Origin of the sequence: Sporosarcina siberiensis (assembly GCF_042681925.1) — a bacterium.
Lineage (GTDB): Bacteria > Bacillota > Bacilli > Bacillales_A > Planococcaceae > Sporosarcina > Sporosarcina siberiensis.
Window position 1 is genome coordinate 47,166 of record NZ_JBHUGI010000006.1, and the last position, 20,563, is coordinate 67,728.

Consider the following 20,563-nt stretch of genomic DNA (forward strand, 5'->3'; position numbering starts at 1 on the left):
CTTGTAGGAAATGAATAGATCGATTTTAGAAGGTTGGAAATCATAACCTATCTCATTTGACAAAAAAACATATACCAATGGTTAGACTTCCGAAGCACCAGTTGAAAATTCATCAGCACTCATACCCGCTATTCTTCCAGTCACTAAAGCTGATGTGATGTTGTACCCGCCAGTATAGCCGTGGATGTCTAAAATCTCACCACAGAAGAAAAGTCCTTCTTTCTTTCGAGAAGCCATCGTTTTCGGGATGATTTCTTTAATCGAAACACCACCACCAGTGACAAAAGCCTTTTCGATTGGCTGAGATCCATTTACTGTCATCGGGAATGCCTTCAATAATTTTGCAAGTGTTCGTATTTTCTCTGTTTGCATAGAAGCACCTGTCTCACTTGGGTCGATTCCAGCTTTAGTAAAGAGAAAGAGTAACCATCTTTCTGGGGCAATTCCTTTAAGTACATTTTTTACTGCTTTTTTGGGATCCTCTTTGACCATTTTAAACAACATTTGAAAAGCTTCTTCCTCTTTCATTTCGTAAAGGGAATCAATCCGCATTTCTACAGGTAAATTGCCATTTTTCATTTGTTCTTTGACGACGTACTGGCTGCAGCGTAATATTGCAGGCCCACTCAAGCCAAAATGGGTAAAGAGCATGTCCATATGATGAGTAACAAGTACTTTACCTTTTGCATTGAGTACAGAAACTGCTGCATCACGCAGTGCGAGTCCTTGCAATTCTTTCGATAGAATAAATTGCTCATTTGATAATAGGGGAACCTCTGTCGGGTACAGTTCAGTTACTGTGTGACCAGCTTTCTTTGCCCAAGGATATCCATCGCCTGTGGACCCAGTTTGTGGGACAGCTTTTCCTCCCACGGCTACGACAAGAGCACTCGCCTGAATTTCATCCCCAGATTCTAATTGGACGCCAAGAATTTTTTCATCATTCATTAATAATCGTTTAACACGTGTTTCAAGTCGTATTTCTATTTGAAGTCGTTCCATTTCAGCGAGCATTGCATTCACAACGTCTTTTGCCTTATTTGAAACCGGGAACATTCTTCCATGATCTTCTTCTTTTAAGGGGACACCTAGATTTTCGAAAAAAGCAATGATGTCTTCATTATTAAAAACGGAAAAAGGGCCATATAGAAATCTCCCGTTTCCAGGTATGTTTTTTACAATTTCCTCTTGAGGCAAACGGTTTGTAACGTTGCATCGGCCCCCGCCAGATATAGCAAGTTTCGTACCAAGTTTTTTACCTTTTTCAAGTAGGAGAACTTTCTTACCATTTTCTGCAGCAGCAATTGAAGCCATCAATCCAGATGGACCCCCGCCGATGATGATGACGTCATACATATAAGGAACCACACTTTCGGTTTTTCTCCATTATACACAATTTGCTGTTATACATTGTGAAAAGTGTCATCTGGGGGTAAACTATTAAGTAGATTTAGGAAGATTGGAAGGATAAAAATGTCGTCAAATTTAATTAAAGGTACAGCTATTTTAACGATTGGTCTTTTTCTATCAAAAGCACTTGGTTTGTTATATCTAATCCCGCTCTACGCAATCGTTGGTAAGGAAAGTATGGTTTTATACCAATATGCGTACATTCCATATAATATCGCATTATCGATCGCTATATCAGGAGCACCTCTTGCAATTTCTAAATTTGTATCCAAATACAATGCCTTAGGAGATTATGCAACCGGAAGAAAACTTATGAAATCCGGAATGATATTAATGGTGTTTACTGGAATAATCTCGTTTCTAACTCTCAATTTTTTAGCCGAATCAATCGCTAAATTAGTAATCAGCAGTAATGAGCAAATTTTTACTGTGGATCAGATTGCTACGGTTATTAAATCTGTAAGTTATGCTTTGTTAGCGGTCCCTTTGATGAGTATATCTAGAGGATTTCTGCAAGGATATCAAAAATTTGAACCAACATCTGTCTCTCAATTAATAGAACAGATTGTTCGAATCATCTTTGTGCTTTCTGGTGCTTACATTGTAGTTCGGTTTTTAAATGGTTCTCCGGTAACGGCAATAAATCTCGCTGTATTCGCTGCCTTCATTGGAGCTCTTGCGGGTCTTGTCGTTCTATATAGGTATTGGGTTAAGTATAAACCGGAATTTGATCATCTTCTTGCAAATAGCTTGCCTGCAGCTGATATATCCATTAAAGATATGTACAAGGAGTTGTTTGGGTATCTCTTGCCATTCATACTGGTAGGAGTAATAAACCCACTTTACCAATTTGTCGACATGATTACGTTTAACAATGCGATGGTATCGATTGGGCTATCGACAGTATCGGATAACTACTTGGGTATGTTAAACCTTCTTACGCACAAGTTTGTAATGATCCCCGTGATGGTTGCTACAGGTTTTTCAATGGCTTTAATTCCTGTAATTACGGGCTATTATGCAAAAAAAGACCAAGAGGGAATTACACGCTCACTCAATCAGACCTATCAAATAATGATTTATTTAACTGTGCCTATGGTAATAGGGTTAATGGTTTTATCTAATGAATTATATACATTCTTGTATGAAAAGGATGCAATGGGCTCAAGTATATTATTTAGCTATGCGCCTGTTGCAATCTTATTCGGTTTGTACACTGTCACTGCCGCAATACTTCAAGGAATCGATCGTCATAAGTGGATCGTTTTCACTTCTTTATTTGGTCTCATGTTGAAGTTGGCTCTAAATATTCCTCTCATTAAACTTTTTGAAACAAATGGTGCGATTTTAGCAACAGCGATTGGATATTCAGTTGCGATTGCTATTAATATGGTTATAATTTCAAGAACACTTCATTACAAGTCGAAAATGGTTGTCAGAAGAATTATACTGATTGGTATTTTAAATTTGGTAATGTTTATTGGCGTCATAGCCACTCTTAAAGGACTAACTGCAATTAAAATTGTAGATGGTAAAATGCATGCATTGTTATATATATTGATTTGTGCATTTGTCGGAGTAGTGATTTACGGTTACTTATCATTAAAAACCGGCTTGGCTCAGAAATTATTTGGAGAACGCTTAACAAGAATTACAAGGAAATTAGGTTTCTAGGAGGATTCCAATGAGGTTAGATAAGTTGTTATCGAATATGGGATTTGGTTCTCGAAAAGAAGTTGGTAAACTTCTTAAGAAAGGTGCTGTTAAAGTAAATGAAGAAACGGTGAAATCTTCATCTTTACAAGTGGATACAGAAAAAGACTATATAACAATTCTTGGTGAGCAAGTTATTTATAAAGAATTTGTTTATTTAATGATGAATAAGCCACAAGGAATTCTTTCCGCTACAGAGGATTCAAGGGATGAAACAGTTGTGGATATCCTGGAAGAGGAAGACCAACACTTTAAGCCATTTCCTGTAGGTAGGTTAGATAAAGACACTGAAGGGTTTTTACTTCTTACCAATGACGGGAAGCTAGCACATAATTTGTTGTCACCTAAGAAAGGTGTTCCGAAAGTTTATTTCGCTCATGTTTCTGGCGTAGTAACTGAGGAAGATGTTGTTGAATTTGAAAGAGGAGTAATGCTGGACGACGGATATGTAACAAAACCGGGTATACTCCGAATTATTAAATCGGCAGAGCTGTCTGAAATTGAATTAACGATTACAGAAGGGAAATACCATCAAGTGAAAAGAATGTTCGAAGCTGTTGGAAAAAAGGTTGTCTATCTAAAAAGATTGTCTATGGGGCCGCTTGTACTTGATGATGAATTGAAACTTGGCGAATATCGAGATTTGACCGAATCCGAGATAGCTTTACTTTTTAATATATCCGAGAAATAAAAAAGCTGAAATCGCATAAGGCGATTCAGCCGTTTGATGTTACTTTTACTTTTTTGGTTGTCGTAGTCCATTTACCTCGGACTGGACTTGTTATTAAGTCATTGTACTCCAAAACATTTAAATCCCTTTGGATCGTACGGTTAGTAATGCCGAATTCTTCGGTCAAACTTTCTGTAGTGACACTCCCATTTTCAAGGATATACATGTAAATGGCTTTAATTCGGGTGAGCATACGATCAGTAGCAGGTTTCAAGTGTGGAATCACTCCTTCATCATCATATTCCAAAGAATTTATGGGCATGTGAGTGTTGAATGGCATTAGCACGTTGAAATTATTCCTGACGTTGCACTTCCTTTCATAGAATGTCATTATCAGATTAAACATTCTGATAACTTTAGTATACCGTATTTAAGTGTTTTATGCACATTTTTATATTTAAAATGAAAATCCCTTTGTTTCATGTGTGCAACATGTGAAAATCAGATTTGTTTTCAAATAAATATAAATAAAAGTTCAAGTACATACTTAAGAAAAGAGGAAGCAAAATGATGGTTCACTTTATTAATGGGGAATATATTAACAAAGACGATGTAAGTGTATCAATAGATGATCGGGGATATTATTTTGGTGATGGTGTTTATGAAGTAATTAAAGTGTACGATGGAGAATTATATACTGCACATGAGCATTTAAGCCGTTTATTCAGTAGTGCAGAAAAAATAAAAATTGACATTTCATTTACAGAATCAGAACTGTTACAAGTCGCAAAAGAATTACTGACAAGAAATAAAATTTCAAATGGTCAAGTTTATATGCAAGTGACACGAGGAGTTGCGCCAAGACAACATAATTTCCCATCACAAGAAGTATTGCCTATGTTAACCGCTTATGCTCTAGAAACTAAAAGGCCTTTGGACGCTATAGAAAAAGGAGTATCTGTAAAGTCTGTTATAGATGTTCGCTGGCTTCTATGTGATATCAAAAGTTTGAATTTACTTGGAAGTGTATTAGCCAAACAAGAAGCAAAAGAAGCTAATTGTTTTGAAGCACTTTTACATCGAGATGGATTTGTTACAGAGGGATCTTCTACGAATATATTTGGAGTTAAAGAGGGTGTCGTTTACACACATCCTGCTACAAACTTAGTATTGAATGGGATTACTCGTCAAGTTGTTCTTCGTTTGTGTAACGAGCTAGCGATTCCATGTGTTGAAAAAGAGTTCACATTGGAAGAAGCATTCAATATGGATGAATTGTTTCTAACTTCAACAACTTCAGAAATAATGCCGATTACTAAACTGGATGGTCAACCGATTGGAAATGGTCAACCGGGTCTGCAGACGAAGAGATTAACAGAAGCATTTAATCTTCAAATACCAGTAAGTAAAATGAAATAACAGCGATGAATCGAAGTTTGTAAAATGTGATAGGAGTGTAAAATAATGGCTCAGCTTGTCAAACTTCTTGATTATATATCTCGTTATGAAAATGATTTAACGCGCTATCCCACTCAATTCATCAGATTGAAAAAGTATCAATGGGATCGAATGAAAATTCAGTGGGAAAGTGGTTTGGATCATTCTGCTTGGCAACAGAGACCGGAAGAAATTGAGCCGGAGGAAGAAAATAAGTTTGCCGGTATGTTGAAAATCTTTCGTCGAAAAAATTCGGTAAAAGAGTTAGAAGAACTAATTGATACAAAGGAAGACGATGAGAATTTTGGTTTTGAACCTAATATTATTTACAACCCAACTTCGGTCGCCCAACTTCGTAAACTCTACTTAGATCAGTTGTTTCATTTTCAAATAAAATGGGCTAGTTCAACGTTAATGGATAAGTCACGGGTAGATCCTAAATTTATTCGAGATTCACTTTTACGAAGTTTTGCGCTGAATTTACCGGATAATTATTTATTGTTTTACTATCCAATTATTCGTTTGAAAAGTGCAAGTATAGATCTTGAAATCCTAATTTTCACTCCTGTAGAATGTATGTGTATTTCAGTTATTGAGGATGAAGATATTGCCGCATTTATTGGGAGTGGAGAACGTTTTTGGTTGAAAAAAGTTGGTGAATCCGAAACTAAACTTTTAAATCCACTTATTGGTTTAGATCGGATGGAAAAAGTGGTTTCGAGTATTTTCAATAGTAAAGAAATCGATTTTCCTGTTCGTAAGTACCTAATCTCTCGAAACGGATATATCGATTATCCTGAAACTTCATTTAATACACAATGCGTAGATAGACGTTCATATAAAGAATGGTTTGCAAAGCTTCAGAAGTCATCTACTCCAATGAAATCCAACCAATTTAAAGCAGCACAGGCCGTATTGGATCTCGGTCAAACGACGGCAATGAGTCGTCTTTTTGAAAATGAAGAAGAAGTTTGATAAAATAAATAAAATTGAATCGAAAAGAGTGTGTATAAATGCGTTTACGAAATAAACCATGGGCACGAGATTTCATGGCAGAGCATTCGGATATCCTAGTGGCGGAACCTGAAAAGATGAACGATGGTTGGAGTAGCCTTTTTGGAAACAAAAACCCTATTCACATTGAAGTCGGAACTGGAATGGGTCAGTTTATAATTGGGATGGCTCTTGCAAATCCTGAAGTGAATTATATTGGAATTGAACATTTTGATAATGTAATTGTTGTTGCGCTTGAAAAAGCCATTGCTGCAAATAAACCAAAAAATCTAAAATTATTCCGTGCAAATGGTGCAGATCTTTTGAATATTTTTCAATCGAATGAAATCGATCGAGTTTATTTAAACTTTTCTGATCCGTGGCCAAAAACGAGACACGAAAAGCGTAGATTAACACATGAAACCTTTCTTGAATTATACGAGTCTGTTCTAAGAACTTGTGGTGAAATTCACTTTAAAACAGATAATCGAGTGCTTTTCGAGTTTTCTCTTGTTTCTATGTCTCAATATGGCATGAAGCTTGGCTACGTATCACTGGATTTACACGCTGAGAACATTGAAGATAATATTATGACAGAATATGAAGAGAAGTTTTCATTAAAGGGACAACCCATTTTTAGACTTGAAGCAACATTCAAAGGTAAGTAAGTTGAAGTAGAGAGGGGGAATGTATTTTGGACACTTTTAAATTTCATGAAATGAATCTCACTTGGTTAAGAGGAGGTATAAATTTTCTGGACGGGGGTACAATGTTTGGAGTGGTTCCAAAGGCACTTTGGTCACGAAAATATGCTGTTGATGAAAATAATTTAATTGAGCTTCCGACAGACCCTATATTAATCAAATACGCTGGAAACAATATATTGATCGATTCTGGTATTGGTAAAGGTAAACTAGATGCCAAAATGAAACGTAATCTTGGTGTTACTGAAGAAACAAAAGTAGAGGAAAGTCTTGCAGAAGTAGGATTAACGACAAAGGATATTAACATTATTCTTATGACGCATTTGCATAACGATCATGCCGCAGGTCTGACAGAAAAACAAGGCGACAAGCTTGTTTCCGTCTTTCCAAATGCGAAAATATATGTATCCAAAGTCGAATGGGATGAAATGCGTACTCCAAATATTCGTTCGAAAAATACATATTGGAAAGAAAATTGGGAACCCATTCAGAATCAAATAGTAACCTTTGAAGATAGTTATGAAGTACTTCCAGGCATCGAAATGATTCATACTGGAGGACATAGTGATGGGCATTCCGTTATTAAACTAGTCCAAAATAATGAAACACTTCTTCACATGGGAGATATTATGCCGACTCATGCGCACAGCAACCCACTTTGGGTACTGGCTTACGACGATTATCCAATGACATCGATTTATGCAAAAGAGAGACTCATGAAAGAAGCACTTGCTGGAGGCTATTGGTTTAGTTTTTACCACGATGCCGTTTATAGGATAGTGAAATGGGACTCTACGGGCAAGGAAATTCTTGATGGTGTCAAACGCTTAGACAATATCTGAGAATTAAAAAAGCCAACTCACAACCTTAAAAATAATAGGTTGCGAGTTGGCTTTATATTACGCTTTAGAAAGTTCGACAACTGTGCCAGTAGCTGCGTCGGCAGCAAACTCAAATTGCTCAACTTCTCCGTTTTTAATACGTGAAATACCACCACGATAAACGTCCATTGTAATGACATCGTTTGAAAAGGGCTCAGTTTTCATAACAATCCAAGATCCGTCAATTGGACCTTCTTTTTTAAATGCATCTTTCACATTGCTCAATACTGAATCGGCAGCAACATTTTTATCGATTCTATGAATCGCCTCATTAACAACGATACCTGCTGCGACACCGGTAAGAACACCTACAAGAAATTCTTTTAATTTCATTAGAAATCTACCTCCAAATTTGACGTTAAGATTAGTGTATCACATGGGAATAAAAAACTGAATTGATGAACTTTATGATGTATCTAATTCGGTTCTCGAAATGAATAGATGGAAAGTTTCTACTGAATGAATTAAACTATTGAGGATAGTACATAATTAGGGGGAACTAATTTGAATAAAGAGACGCTGTCTATGTTTAAAACGTTAACAGAACTTCCAGGGGTTCCAGGAAATGAGCATGCGGTTCGTGCTTATATGCGCGGGGAACTGGAAAAGTATTCAGATGAAATCGTTCAAGATAATCTCGGTGGAATTTTTGGCATTAGAAAAGGTCCTGAAGATGGGCCTCGAATAATGGTCGCAGGTCACATGGATGAAGTTGGGTTCATGGTAAGTGCGATTACAGATAACGGTATGATTCGTTTTCAACCGCTAGGCGGATGGTGGAGCCAAGTTCTCCTTGCACAGCGTGTTGAAATTACAACAGACACTGGAACAGTAATCGGAATTATTGGATCCATACCTCCCCATTTATTAAGCGATGAAGTTCGAAATAAACCTATGGATATAAAAAATATGCTCATTGATATTGGTGCGGATAATAAAGAAGATGCATTGAAAATTGGGATTCGACCGGGACAACAAATCGTTCCAATTTGCCCGTTTACACCAATGGCAAACAAAAAGAAGATTTTGGCCAAAGCTTGGGATAATCGATATGGTTGTGGACTTGCAATTGAGTTATTAAAAGAGGTACACGGTGAAAAATTACCGAACACTCTATATTCTGGTGCAAACGTACTTGAAGAAGTTGGTTTACGTGGTGCCCAAGCAGCTGCAACTATGATTAATCCTGATTTGTTCTTCGCACTTGATGCAAGTCCTGCAAATGACGCATCCGGAGATAAGAATGAATTTGGTCAGCTCGGTGGCGGTACATTACTTCGTATTTTAGATCGCTCAATGGTAACGCATCGTGGATTGCGTGAATTCATATTAGATACAGCGGAAACTCATAAAATACCGTATCAGTATTTCATCTCACAAGGCGGTACTGACGCTGGTAGAGTTCATATGTCCAATGAAGGAGTTCCAAGTGCGGTAATCGGGATTTGTTCACGTTATATACACACAGCGGGGTCAATCATTCATACAGATGATTACGCAGCTGCGAAAGAACTTTTAGTGAAGCTTATAAAAGCTTGTGATAAAACGACTGTTGAAACGATTAAAAGTAACGTCTAATTTTAAACCGTCCAAGCTCCGATGTGGTGTTTGGGACGGTTTTTTTGTGTAGAAAGAATCGAATGTAGTTGGTTTATATGATTGGAATGTCCCATAAAGTGAAATGAACTATTCCCAATCGAATCGATGAGTGCCATATGGTTGCAACTACATCCCAATAGCATTAAAATGAAGAGTGTTTGAAAATAAGGATTGGAGGAAATCGAATGTTCCGTACTTGGAAATTCCTATTCCTATTAACACTGTTTGTTTTATTGCTAGCGGGGTGTGCAAGCTCCTTAGAGGATAGATCAGCCAGTGGTGTCATCGCAGCCAAAGAAGCTTTTTTTGCAAATAATAAAGGTCAGACTGAAGAAATCGAAGGAATAAAACTATATAAGCCAGCAGGATTTACCATAAGTGAAAAGTCAGATGCCTATAATATCATTTTTAAAAAAGGAAATGAAACATTTCTTTTATTCATTAATCCAAATGAAAAAGAAGACAGTCGTTTATTTTACGATTTACTGTTAGCGGATAAAGGTAAAGAAATAATAGCGGAAGAAACCTTCTCGGACGACGGTAATTTCGGATTTGTAGCGATCATTAAAAAAGATGATGAAAGCGCTGAACTTGTAGTAAGTGTCGGTGGGGCAAAAATGACTACAATTACAAAGAAAAAGAAACTTGAAAAAGAAGTAAGAGAGATGATGGAAGTAGTAAGATCGTTAAAATAAATATTCAACAAGTTATTATGTGAATGGAGGAGACGTATTAGATGAACACTACAAAGTTAATAGAAATATTAAAAAAACGACTCCCATCTGAGCATTTTAGTTGGGATTTTGATAACAAGACAAATATTCTTCGACTTGAGCATGCATTATTGAAAAAAGGAATGGATGTTTCACTTCCTGAAATAATCGCTAAATATGAATTGAAAAAGGATGCGGCAATTGAAGATGTCGCATATACAATCGATGAAACTTTTAAAGCAATGGAGCTAGAGTTAACAGAAGGCTTCAAAGGCAAAAATAATATTTATCCAGTCATTCGATCAACATCGTTTACAGAAGAAACGTCTAGCGGACAGCGTTTTATTATGAAGGATCACACCGTTGAAACACGTATTTATTATGCACTAGATTTGGATACGACATATCGACTTATTGACGAAAGTATGCTTGAGGAAATTGGGTTAACTGCAACTGAGATAATGGAGTCAGCACTTTTTCGTGTGAGATCACTCCCAACATCAATGAAAGAAGATGCAGTAGCTGGTAACATTTATTACTTTGTAAATAATAATGACGGGTACGATGCAAGTAGAATCTTAAATACGGCCTTTTTAAAAGAGATGGAATCTAAAATCGAAGGTCATATGACAGTTTCTGTACCTCATCAGGATGTATTGATTATTGGCGACATTAGAAACGATACTGGATATGATGTTCTTGCACAAATGACTATGCATTACTTCACACAAGGTGTAGTACCTGTAACATCACTATCCTTTATTTATGAAAATGATAAACTTGAACCTATATTCATAATGGCAAAAAATCGTGTAGCAAGAAGGGAAAAGAAATAAAAATGAATTTATTTTATAATTTAAATGGTGTAGGAAATGTATTACTTGTTCAATTTACATCGTCTCGGCCTAGGGATATTAGAATTGAATCAAAGGCAGACGTAACGCTTATTTACGATGATTCAAAGAATGAACTTGTTGGACTTAATCTGTTTAATGCTTCCTCGTACATGGAGTTAAAAGAAGAAGGGCAAGTTGAGTTAACAGAAAGTATTGCCCTAGAGTTAAAACAATCCTTAGTTAAAAATGGCGTTGACGTTCAATTAGATGTAGATTTTACGCCGAAATTCGTGATTGGTCTTGTAGAGAAAACGGAAAGTCATCCAAATGCGGATAAACTAAAAGTTTGTACTGTTGATGTCGGTGATGAGACCTTACAAATCGTTTGTGGCGCTTCCAACATAGCCGAAGGTCAAAAGGTAGTTGTAGCAAAAGTGGGCGCTGTAATGGCTTCAGGGACAGTGATTCGTGACGCTGAACTCCGTGGTGTGGCTTCAAGTGGAATGATCTGTTCAGCGACAGAACTCAATATACCAAACGCGGAAAAAGGCCAAGGTATTCTAGTTTTAGAAGAGAGTTCAGTAATAGGTGAAGCATTTATTGTAAGCAACTAATATAACTGCTTTTTACGGTTGTCATATGTGCCAATAGAAGGTTGTTGGAAAAGAAGAATCCTACGTACGTTTAGCTCAATTATGGGAGTTAAAAAGACATATGATGTTCTTCTTATCAGCATCCTTACTAGGGTACATTTTTTTATTGTGGATAATCATTTGATTTCATATACTTTTTAATGCTAAAATGGTGTGATTGACACAAGAAAGAGTGATTCCTTTGAGTTGGTATAAAAGAGTAATGAACAAATTGTTTAATGCTAAAGATGATACAAATGATGAATTGAATCGCGACAATGAAAAACAAAATAATGAGGATTCGGAAAATCAGCATCCTTTAAATACTAAACCGGCTTTTCGTTTTCCAATCATTACGGATGCTGAAATATACGGTTGGGACGATATTGAAACAAAAGGCGAACAGGAAGAAAAACACAAAGAAAAATACTTGGATGATTTAGACAATCAAGAAGATATATACGAGCCAACTCCTTTATATGAAAATGACAGATGGCCGGGAGAACAAACGAGTGGAAAGATTTTTAGAGCCGGTGACAAACCAAAATACGAAATGGATTCGAGCAATCGAATTGATCACTTTAGGACTGAAAAAAGAACAGAAAAAGAAGTGTATCAGCCTGAACCTGAAAGTACACCAGATTCAGTAAAACGTTCAAATAGAGCATTTGCTCCAACACTGGTTCCGTCACCTGTATATGGGTTCTTAAAACCAGAAAAAAATACTGATAGTATAAAAAGTATAGTTCCACCAATAGACGAAACAGTAACGGATGATATCGAAATAATAACAACGACCATTCAAGAAATTGAAGTTCCAGAAAAGCCTCTTGTATTTGAGGAGGACGTTGTTCAAATCACTACACAGGAAGATTATGTTGATGAAGTCAATAATGACGAGAAGTTAGAATTGATACCTACTATTCAAAGTGTTGAAGTTGAAGATGAAGTTGAAGTTGAAGCCGAAGTTGATGTTGATGTTGATGTTGTTGTTGAAGCTGATGTGGAAAAGGCTATAGAGAAAAAAGAACGAACTGTGCCCTTTAATGTGTTAATGTTGAAATCCGATAAAGAAAAAATGTTGACACGTAAGTTGGAGCAAGAAGCAAAACAAGAAGAGCTAGTACTAGTAGAGCCAGAATTAGAACCGATATTAGAACCGATATTAGAACCGATATTAGAACCGATATTAGAACCAATATTAGAACCCTTAAAACAAAAAAGAGAATATATAAAAGCTGAAGTTATTGAGGAAATACATGAGGATGTTGAAGAAGAACCACTTTCAAACTATGCGTTTCCTTCACTTAGTTTTTTAATTCCACCTGAAACACAAATAGAGGATACAGAATGGTTAGAATCTCAGTCGATGAAACTTGTAGAAGCACTATCGCATTTTGCTGTTATTGCAAATGTCATTGAGGCGGTACAAGGCCCGACAGTTACCCGATTTGAATTAACCGTTGGGCAAGGAACAAAAGTAAGTAAAATCAGGAATTTAACAGATGATTTAAAACTTGCATTGGCAGCTGAGGATATTAGAATTCAAGCACCGATTCCAGGTAAAAGTTCTATTGGAATTGAAATTCCAAATCGAACAACAAGACCTGTGCGGATTTCAGAAGTTCTTTCTACAAGCGAATTCCAAAACTCTACATCGCCTTTGGAAGCGGTTCTTGGACTAAGTCTCACAGGAAAACCAGTCACTTTAGACCTTCGGAAAATGCCACATGGAATGATTGCAGGGGCTACAGGGTCTGGGAAATCTGTATGCATTAACTCTATTTTAATTAGCCTTTTATACAAAGCCGATCCGACAGATTTAAAAATGATGCTCATTGATCCGAAAATGGTAGAACTTGCTCCGTTTAACGGTATTCCGCATCTGATTAGTCCAGTTATTACTGATGTGAAAGCTGCAACAGCTGCCTTAAAATGGGCAGTTGCGGAAATGGAGCGTCGTTATGAACTACTGGCTCATATGGGTGTTAGAGACATCGAAAGATATAACAAAGTAGTGCAAGACAGCAGACGTTTTTCATTGAAAATGCCATACCTTTTAATTGTAATAGATGAACTTGCTGATTTAATGATGGTGGCTCCTGCAGATGTTGAAGTATCAATCAGTAGAATTGCTCAGAAAGCACGGGCTTGTGGAATTCATTTAATAATAGCAACGCAAAGACCATCTGTGGATGTGATTACAGGTACTATTAAAGCAAATATCCCAACAAGAATTGCATTCTCTGTATCTTCACAGATAGATTCGAGAACAATCCTTGATACACAAGGGGCAGAACGACTTCTTGGTAAGGGTGATATGCTTTATATAGGCAATGGGCAATCGTCAGCAGTTCGACTTCAAGGAACATTTGTCACGGACGATGAAATAGAGCGTATAATAGAACACGTCCGATGTGAAGCAGAGCCTAATTATTTATTTGGTCAAGATGATTTACTTGCGAGTGCTATAGAAGAAGAGGAGTCAGATCCGCTTTTTGAAGAAGCATGTCTATTCATTTATGAACATGAAAGTGCATCTACTTCATTGCTGCAGCGTAACTTCAGTATTGGGTATAATCGAGCTGCGAAATTAATGGATCGAATGGAGAAAAAAGGTTTTATTTCAGGTCAAAGAGGGAGTAAAGCACGCGATGTTTTTTTAACTGAAAAAGATCTGAGTCAAATGGTAGAGCTGCAGAAATAATAACCAACATTCCATTAATTCTGTATTTTTCGACTGTACTCGGAAATGCATATTAAATGATATAATGGGGAATAGATAATTTAGAATTGTAGATTGGGAACCAAAATGGTCCCGGGAGGTTTCAATATGACGTTGTTTCATTTTACGGGTATTAAAGGATCTGGTATGAGTTCTCTTGCACAGATATTGCATGACTCTTCACACGAGGTGCAAGGTTCAGATGTAGAGAAGTATTTCTTTACTGAGGACCCTTTACATGAAAGAGGAATTAAAGTAGTTCCTTTTGGTGAGGAAAATATTAAACCAGGTATGACGGTAATTGCGGGTAATGCTTTTTCCGATAGCCATCCTGAATTAGAGAAAGCACAAGAACTAGGATTAGAAGTAATTAGATATCATGAATTTCTTGGAAGCTATATGCAAGACTATGTTTCTGTTGGAGTCACCGGAACGCACGGAAAAACATCTACTACAGGTTTACTCGCGCACGTTCTTTCGGGATACGCTCCAATCTCTTATTTAATAGGTGATGGAACTGGAAAAGGTGTTGAAGATGCAAAGTATTTTGTTTTTGAAGCTTGTGAATACAAACGCCATTTTCTTGCATATGAACCAGATTACTTAATAATTACGAATGCAGATTTCGATCATCCTGATTATTTCAAGGATTTGGAAGATGTATTAAGTGCTTTTGGAGAAATGTCGCTTCAGGTAAACAAGGCAATCATTGCATGTGGTGATGACGCTAACTTACAAAAAATTCAAGCGAATGTTCCGGTCGTATTTTATGGATTTGACGATTCTAATGATTTTGCTGCTAAGAACATTGTCAAGAATTCAGCAGGTTCGACATTTGACGTATTTGTTCGCAATGAATTTTACAACACGTTTACAATTCCATTGGCAGGGGATCATGCAATACTAAATGCATTAGGTGTAATTGCTCTTTGTCAATATGAAGGACTACAGGTTTCAATTATCCAGAACAGATTATTGACATTTACTGGTGTGAAAAGAAGATTCACAGCGATAGAAATGAATAATCGTATTATTGTAGATGATTACGCACATCATCCAACCGAAATCAAAGCAACATTACAAACTGCTAAACAAAAGTATCCGGATCGTGAAATTGTCGTAATATTTCAGCCCCATACTTTTACACGGACAGCTGCTTTGTTAAATGAGTTCGCCGAAAGTCTTTCTCCCGCGGATCATGTCTATTTATGTGATATTTTTAGCTCGGCACGCGAGAAGACTGGAGATTTAACAATCGAAAAACTTGTAGAAAAAGTAGAAAATGCAAAATATCTTTCATTAGATAATATTGAACTTCTAGAACAGCATGGTAATGCAGTTTATTTATTTATGGGTGCTGGAGACATACAGAAGTATTTAAATGCATTTAAGTCCTTATTAAATAAACATGAAACAGCCTAATGTAATACTTAGGCTGTTTTTAAATTTATTAAAGGATAAACTTGGTTAGTGTCGAAGATAATATATAGACATGATGTTTAATTTACTGTAGAAAAGGTAAACAATAATTATGGACAGTTGTAAAAGGAGGATCTGTATTGGAGAACTTGCTATACATAGCGGCAATAGTCGCTGCAATTGCTTTTTTAATATTATGTATTAGTTTAGCTATGACGCTATTCTCAGTTAAAAAGACATTGCAAACGGTGTCGGAAACAATGGACGGTTTAACAATTCAGCTTGAAGGTGTAACAACTGAAACCACTGAGCTTCTCAAAAAGACAAACAGCTTAGCCGAAGATATTCAAAAAAAGTCTGAGAAACTTAATTCGGTTGTGGACTCCATTAAAGATGTCGGAGATTCTATGGGTGGCTTAAGTACATCCGTGCATAGAGTTACCAATTCAATTGCTACTGAAGCTGAGCGAAATAGCGAAAAAGTTGCTCAAGCAATTCAGTGGGGGAATGTTGCATTTGAAATCTTTGATAAGTTAAAAGAACGTAAATCTGTAAGTAAGGGTTGGACAGTTTATCGTCCAGTACCTGGGCAAAAAAGCCTTCCACAACCTAAATGATGTGCTTTTTGAATTCGTGTATAATTAGTAATTACAAAATAGGAGGAATTTATTATGAATGAAGAAAACAACTTGAAAACGAACTACAATGATTCTCAGAATCAAAAGAATACTACTGGTGATAGAGAGTATGAAAATTCATATGGACAACAAACTTATTTACCACACAGTTACGATTACCAAAGAGGATATACAGATTCGTTTTACGATGAATATGAGAGTTCCAATGCAAGTAGTTTCCTAGTAGGAGCAATTGTTGGTGGTGTAATTGGTGCAGCTGCGGCTCTATTCCTTGCTCCGAAAACAGGTAAGGAAATGCGTGAGGACTTTTCTACGCAAGCAACACATCTTAAAGATAAAAGCATAGAGATTAGTACGGTTGCAAAAGACAAAGCTTCGGAATACACTAGCGTTGCAAAAGACAAAGCTTCAGAATACACTGCCGTTGCAAAAGATAAGGCTTCAGAATTTTCAACAGTAGCGAAAGAAAAAGCAAACGAATTCACTACTGTTGCTAAAGAGAAGACTGAGGGAGTTACTAAAACAATTCAGGAGCAATCTGAACATCTTGTAGATAAGGTGAAATCGATGAAGTCTAAGGTTTCAGCTCCAATGGATGACGGAACAGCATCTTCTGAAGGTGAAGAGGCTGTGGACTACGTTGAGGTAGCTGCAGAAATATCAAAAGAAGATTTAACAGCTACAGCAGAAGCACTTAAAGAAGCTGTCACTGGAAAAAAATAAAGTTCAATGAAAAATCTCACCAACTAGAAACTTAGTCGGTGAGATTTTTTATGTCTTTTTGAAATGTTATTTCTAAGATGTCGCCTCCAAAAATTTCATCATTAAATCCAATTGGCAATCCATTTCTTAGTAGTTTGTAGTTGCCATTAGTATTTTCAGGCAAAGTATAATCCGTATATAAGAATACATCACCAAACACAATAGGCATTTCATTTATAGTCGTGAATTCTAGTCGATCATTGTTTTTTACAAAGGTATCTCCAGGGACAGTTTCGCCGTTCAAGACGAAAGTTAGTTTGTTTTTCTTTATAGTAAGATTAATGTTATTAAAAGTAACGGTAATTGTTTCAACTACTCTATTTCCAGTTTCAAGTGCTACTTCCTCAATAGTTGGTAAATGAGGCCTGTGTATTTCTACCACATCACCATCTTTCAACAAATGGGCGTGACTGATTGTTGTTCCTTGAATTGAGAATTGGACAGAGCGGTTTTTCAATAGTACCGATTTATCATTGACTTTAACTGTGAATTTATTTGTATTCAATAAATGTGAGCTCTTAATTATTTCTAATGCAGCTGAAAGCGTTCTCGGTTGAAAAAGAGTGATCTTATCACGATCCTGAACGATTGTCTCCAAATGTTTGGGTTTACCATTTATGTGTATGATAGGTTGCAAACTTACTATAGTGTTATCAATAGTTACTTCAAGAGCGGTCAAATCATCAAATAAATCAGAAACAATTGCAGACGCGTCCTTGCCATTTTCACCGAGTACTAATTCAATGACATCCTCATTGGAAACTAAATCCTTTGTACTAGCAGATGTTCCATTTAACAATATTGTAGACGGTGTTCCATGTTCTCCAGGAATAATAATATCATTGTTATTTATTGTTATTGTCATGCCGAGGCCTGGTTTTCCATAAAGTTGTCGTGCTTTTATGTTTGCAGAGAGCAATGCATCTCCAACAGTCATTTCTTTTAATTCAAAAAGTCTGATTGATTTGTTGTTTACCATAACGGACATATAATGGATAGGTGCCCGTCTAGCTGCAATTGCAATACCTATTGGAGTAACCAAATCCGGTGAGGATCCGATGTCTTCAGCAATTGTGACGCCTGTTAAAGCCTCTAAACCTCTAATGCCGACTCGTGTTTCCGGTAATTCTAAGTATCTACTAATTTCCTTTGTTATCAGTGGTGTGAGACTACCGCCACCAACCATCATAACGGCTTGTGGTGGTTTACCATTATTTAGTTTAATGATTTCGTCGGATATGGATTTACCAAGACGCTCAATTGATGGTTTGATAATGTTTATTATTTCAGCAGAGGGAATGATTTGTTCGAAACCTAGAATATCTGTAATTACTACTTCTTCACTATTCGAAAGGGTTCGCTTGGCAATTTCAGCAAGTGGAAAGTCAAGTAAGTAATGATTGCTAAGGGCTTCGGTGATCTCATCCCCTGCAATGGGAACCATTCCATATGCAATAACGGTGCTGTCGGCTGTTATTGCTATATCCGACGTTCCAGCACCAATATCGACAAGTGCAACATTGAGTTTTCGCATAGATGGTGGTATCAGAACATTTATCGCGGCAATAGGTTCAAGAGTCAATGCTTCCATTTCTAACTCGGCACGCTTTAGAGCTGCCAGGAGTGATTCTACGACTACTTGGGGTAAGAAGGTAGCGATTACTTTAACAGACGCTGAGCGGCCTGTTTGGTCAATTAGGCTGCCTATTACTTCGCCATCAAGCCAGTGATGGAGAACAGAATAACCAACACAGTAATAATGATCTTCTTTACCAGAAGGATTTGAAGATAATAATTGTTGTTGTGCTTTTTGGACAGCGGCAAGTTCAAGTCGATTAATGTCCTCAATTGAAATAAGAGAGCCCTCCGATATATCAATTAACATGGATCCCTCAACTGTTTTTAAGGCTCGCCCTGCAGCTGCAACACTTACGCGTTTAAGTGGTCCGTGCTTTTTTTCAAGCATATTTTTTATTTCGGTAATTACGTTAGCAACACTGAGCACATTATGTATTTGACCATCAATCATTGAACGTTCTTTGTGTTCAATTGTAATTAAGTCTTCAACGTGATAGTTTCCGTTATCTTCATTCAGAATAATACCTACGACAGACCGAGTTCCGATATCAAGTGCAAATAAAGAAGTAGTCATAATAATCACCCTTTCTGTCATTACCAATTGACCGATTAAATAAATAGCGAGATAATGCGTGACTTTTCAAATTGCTATCACTATAATAGGTCTATTAACTAAAAATGTACCATACATTCTAATCTTCTGAAAGAGAATGTTATGGGCGAGAGAGGAGACGAACAATGAAAAAGCATGATCTTGATAATTTACGTGGACGTGTAGACGAATTGAACGTGAAGGTTTTGGAGTTAATTAATGAAAGAACATCACTTGTACAAGAAATTGGTAAAGTAAAAGAGAAGCAAGGTGTTAATAGATACGACCCGATTCGTGAACGTGAAATGCTTAATGCTTTAGTAGAATCTAATAATGGTCCTGTTCCTAACGGTGTTTTAGAACAGATTTTTAAAGGGATTTTCATGTCAGCTCTTGAAATACAAGAAGACGATATCAAAAACGCATTGCTCGTTTCCCGTAAAAGAAAAGCTGAAGATACAATTGTAAATGTAAATGGATTAGAAATTGGTAACGGTACTCCATCATTTATATTCGGCCCTTGTGCTGTTGAATCTTACGAGCAGGTATTGGCAGTAGCTGAGTCAATTAAGTCAAAAGGTTTAACAATGTTAAGAGGTGGAGCTTATAAACCACGTACATCACCTTATGATTTCCAAGGCCTTGGACTTGAGGGTCTTAAAATATTGAAAAGAGTAGCTGATGAAACAGGATTGTCAGTAGTTGCAGAAATAATTACACCTTCCCATCTCGAAGAAGCACTTGAATATATAGATGTAGTACAAATTGGTGCACGTAATATGCAAAACTTTGAATTATTAAAAGAAGCGGGTTCATTCAATAAGCCAGTGCTACTGAAACGTGGACTAGCAGCAACACTTGATGAATTCATTCATGCAGCAGAATATATTGTATCTAAAGGAAACAGTCAGATTATCTTATGTGAACGTGGTATTCGTACATATGAGCGGGCAACACGAAACACACTTGATATTTCTGCTGTTCCAATACTAAAACAAGAAACGCATTTACCTGTTTATGTTGACGTAACTCACTCAACAGGTCGAAAAGATATACTATTACCAACAGCTAAAGCTGCAATTGCAGTTGGCGCAGATGGTGTTATGGCAGAAGTGCATCCTGATCCAGCAGTTGCTTTATCAGATGCGGCACAACAAATGGATATTCCGCAGTTCGATGAATTTTACGCTGAGATTCAAAAGTTCATGAATACTCACGGTTCATAATATTGAGCTGACGCCGGACCTGGTAATGGTTCCGG

At 36.8% G+C, this 20,563-nt stretch carries 19 protein-coding genes; 15 read left to right on the forward strand and 4 right to left on the reverse strand.

Annotated features, from left to right (window positions below; genetic code table 11):
* Window positions 1-81: 81 nt before the first annotated feature.
* The gene (locus ACFSFY_RS03220) at window positions 82-1,356 is read right to left on the reverse strand and encodes a BaiN/RdsA family NAD(P)/FAD-dependent oxidoreductase (protein ID WP_381536040.1); all 1,275 of its coding nucleotides are present in this window, start codon (window positions 1,354-1,356) and stop codon (window positions 82-84) included.
* A 117-nt stretch (window positions 1,357-1,473) separates the two neighbouring features.
* Here ACFSFY_RS03220 and ACFSFY_RS03225 point away from each other — a divergent pair, with 117 nt between their 5' ends.
* Window positions 1,474-3,084, forward strand: a complete 1,611-nt coding sequence (locus ACFSFY_RS03225) for a putative polysaccharide biosynthesis protein (RefSeq protein WP_381535727.1) — start codon at window positions 1,474-1,476, stop codon at window positions 3,082-3,084.
* 10 nt (window positions 3,085-3,094) lie between these two features.
* Window positions 3,095-3,814 (forward strand): pseudouridine synthase, encoded by a 720-nt coding sequence (locus ACFSFY_RS03230; RefSeq protein ID WP_381535728.1) that lies wholly within the window; start codon window positions 3,095-3,097, stop codon window positions 3,812-3,814.
* Window positions 3,815-3,839: 25 nt separating this feature from the next.
* Here ACFSFY_RS03230 and ACFSFY_RS03235 read toward each other — a convergent pair whose 3' ends face one another.
* The gene (locus ACFSFY_RS03235; protein WP_381535729.1) at window positions 3,840-4,067 is read right to left on the reverse strand and encodes a DeoR family transcriptional regulator; all 228 of its coding nucleotides are present in this window, start codon (window positions 4,065-4,067) and stop codon (window positions 3,840-3,842) included.
* Window positions 4,068-4,363: 296 nt separating this feature from the next.
* On the opposite strand from ACFSFY_RS03235, the gene dat reads away from it, so the two are divergent.
* Genes dat through ACFSFY_RS03255 form a run of 4 tightly spaced genes read left to right on the forward strand, consistent with a single transcriptional unit; the run spans window position 4,364 to window position 7,769 of the window.
* Window positions 4,364-5,212 carry a D-amino-acid transaminase gene (dat, locus tag ACFSFY_RS03240; RefSeq protein WP_381535730.1) on the forward strand — a complete coding sequence of 283 codons (849 nt, stop codon included), beginning with the start codon at window positions 4,364-4,366 and terminating at the stop codon, window positions 5,210-5,212.
* A gap of 45 nt (window positions 5,213-5,257) precedes the next feature.
* Window positions 5,258-6,205 carry an NERD domain-containing protein gene (locus tag ACFSFY_RS03245; RefSeq protein WP_381535731.1) on the forward strand — a complete coding sequence of 316 codons (948 nt, stop codon included), beginning with the start codon at window positions 5,258-5,260 and terminating at the stop codon, window positions 6,203-6,205.
* A gap of 38 nt (window positions 6,206-6,243) precedes the next feature.
* A complete protein-coding gene (gene trmB, locus ACFSFY_RS03250) occupies window positions 6,244-6,891 on the forward strand; it encodes a tRNA (guanosine(46)-N7)-methyltransferase TrmB (protein ID WP_381535732.1) in 648 nt (215 codons plus the stop codon).
* Window positions 6,892-6,917: 26 nt separating this feature from the next.
* Window positions 6,918-7,769 carry a YtnP family quorum-quenching lactonase gene (locus ACFSFY_RS03255; protein WP_381535733.1) on the forward strand — a complete coding sequence of 284 codons (852 nt, stop codon included), beginning with the start codon at window positions 6,918-6,920 and terminating at the stop codon, window positions 7,767-7,769.
* Window positions 7,770-7,826: 57 nt separating this feature from the next.
* Here the strand turns inward: ACFSFY_RS03255 and ACFSFY_RS03260 are convergent, their stop codons facing one another.
* Window positions 7,827-8,141, reverse strand: a complete 315-nt coding sequence (locus ACFSFY_RS03260; RefSeq protein WP_381535734.1) for a hypothetical protein — start codon at window positions 8,139-8,141, stop codon at window positions 7,827-7,829.
* Window positions 8,142-8,312: 171 nt separating this feature from the next.
* On the opposite strand from ACFSFY_RS03260, the gene ACFSFY_RS03265 reads away from it, so the two are divergent.
* The 8 genes from ACFSFY_RS03265 to ACFSFY_RS03300 all read left to right on the forward strand — a co-directional run bounded on the left by ACFSFY_RS03265 (window position 8,313) and on the right by ACFSFY_RS03300 (window position 17,093).
* Entirely contained in the window at window positions 8,313-9,386 is a 1,074-nt protein-coding gene (locus tag ACFSFY_RS03265) for a M42 family metallopeptidase (RefSeq protein ID WP_381535735.1), read from the forward strand.
* A gap of 206 nt (window positions 9,387-9,592) precedes the next feature.
* On the forward strand, window positions 9,593-10,102 hold the full coding sequence (locus tag ACFSFY_RS03270; RefSeq protein ID WP_381535736.1) for a hypothetical protein: 510 nt from the start codon (window positions 9,593-9,595) through the stop codon (window positions 10,100-10,102).
* Window positions 10,103-10,143: 41 nt separating this feature from the next.
* Window positions 10,144-10,956, forward strand: coding sequence for a DUF1444 family protein (locus tag ACFSFY_RS03275; protein WP_381535737.1), 813 nt, complete (start codon window positions 10,144-10,146; stop codon window positions 10,954-10,956).
* A gap of 2 nt (window positions 10,957-10,958) precedes the next feature.
* The gene (ytpR, locus tag ACFSFY_RS03280; protein ID WP_381535738.1) at window positions 10,959-11,570 is read left to right on the forward strand and encodes a YtpR family tRNA-binding protein; all 612 of its coding nucleotides are present in this window, start codon (window positions 10,959-10,961) and stop codon (window positions 11,568-11,570) included.
* A gap of 220 nt (window positions 11,571-11,790) precedes the next feature.
* Window positions 11,791-14,295 carry a DNA translocase FtsK gene (locus ACFSFY_RS03285; RefSeq protein ID WP_381535739.1) on the forward strand — a complete coding sequence of 835 codons (2,505 nt, stop codon included), beginning with the start codon at window positions 11,791-11,793 and terminating at the stop codon, window positions 14,293-14,295.
* A gap of 126 nt (window positions 14,296-14,421) precedes the next feature.
* Entirely contained in the window at window positions 14,422-15,735 is a 1,314-nt protein-coding gene (gene murC / locus ACFSFY_RS03290; protein WP_381535740.1) for a UDP-N-acetylmuramate--L-alanine ligase, read from the forward strand.
* Window positions 15,736-15,872: 137 nt separating this feature from the next.
* Entirely contained in the window at window positions 15,873-16,349 is a 477-nt protein-coding gene (locus tag ACFSFY_RS03295) for a DUF948 domain-containing protein (protein ID WP_381535741.1), read from the forward strand.
* A 54-nt stretch (window positions 16,350-16,403) separates the two neighbouring features.
* The gene (locus ACFSFY_RS03300; protein WP_381535742.1) at window positions 16,404-17,093 is read left to right on the forward strand and encodes a YtxH domain-containing protein; all 690 of its coding nucleotides are present in this window, start codon (window positions 16,404-16,406) and stop codon (window positions 17,091-17,093) included.
* Between the two features lie 31 nt (window positions 17,094-17,124).
* Here ACFSFY_RS03300 and ACFSFY_RS03305 read toward each other — a convergent pair whose 3' ends face one another.
* The gene (locus ACFSFY_RS03305) at window positions 17,125-19,284 is read right to left on the reverse strand and encodes a cell division protein FtsA (protein WP_381535743.1); all 2,160 of its coding nucleotides are present in this window, start codon (window positions 19,282-19,284) and stop codon (window positions 17,125-17,127) included.
* A gap of 164 nt (window positions 19,285-19,448) precedes the next feature.
* On the opposite strand from ACFSFY_RS03305, the gene ACFSFY_RS03310 reads away from it, so the two are divergent.
* On the forward strand, window positions 19,449-20,528 hold the full coding sequence (locus ACFSFY_RS03310; RefSeq protein WP_381535744.1) for a bifunctional 3-deoxy-7-phosphoheptulonate synthase/chorismate mutase: 1,080 nt from the start codon (window positions 19,449-19,451) through the stop codon (window positions 20,526-20,528).
* Window positions 20,529-20,563 lie beyond the last annotated feature (35 nt).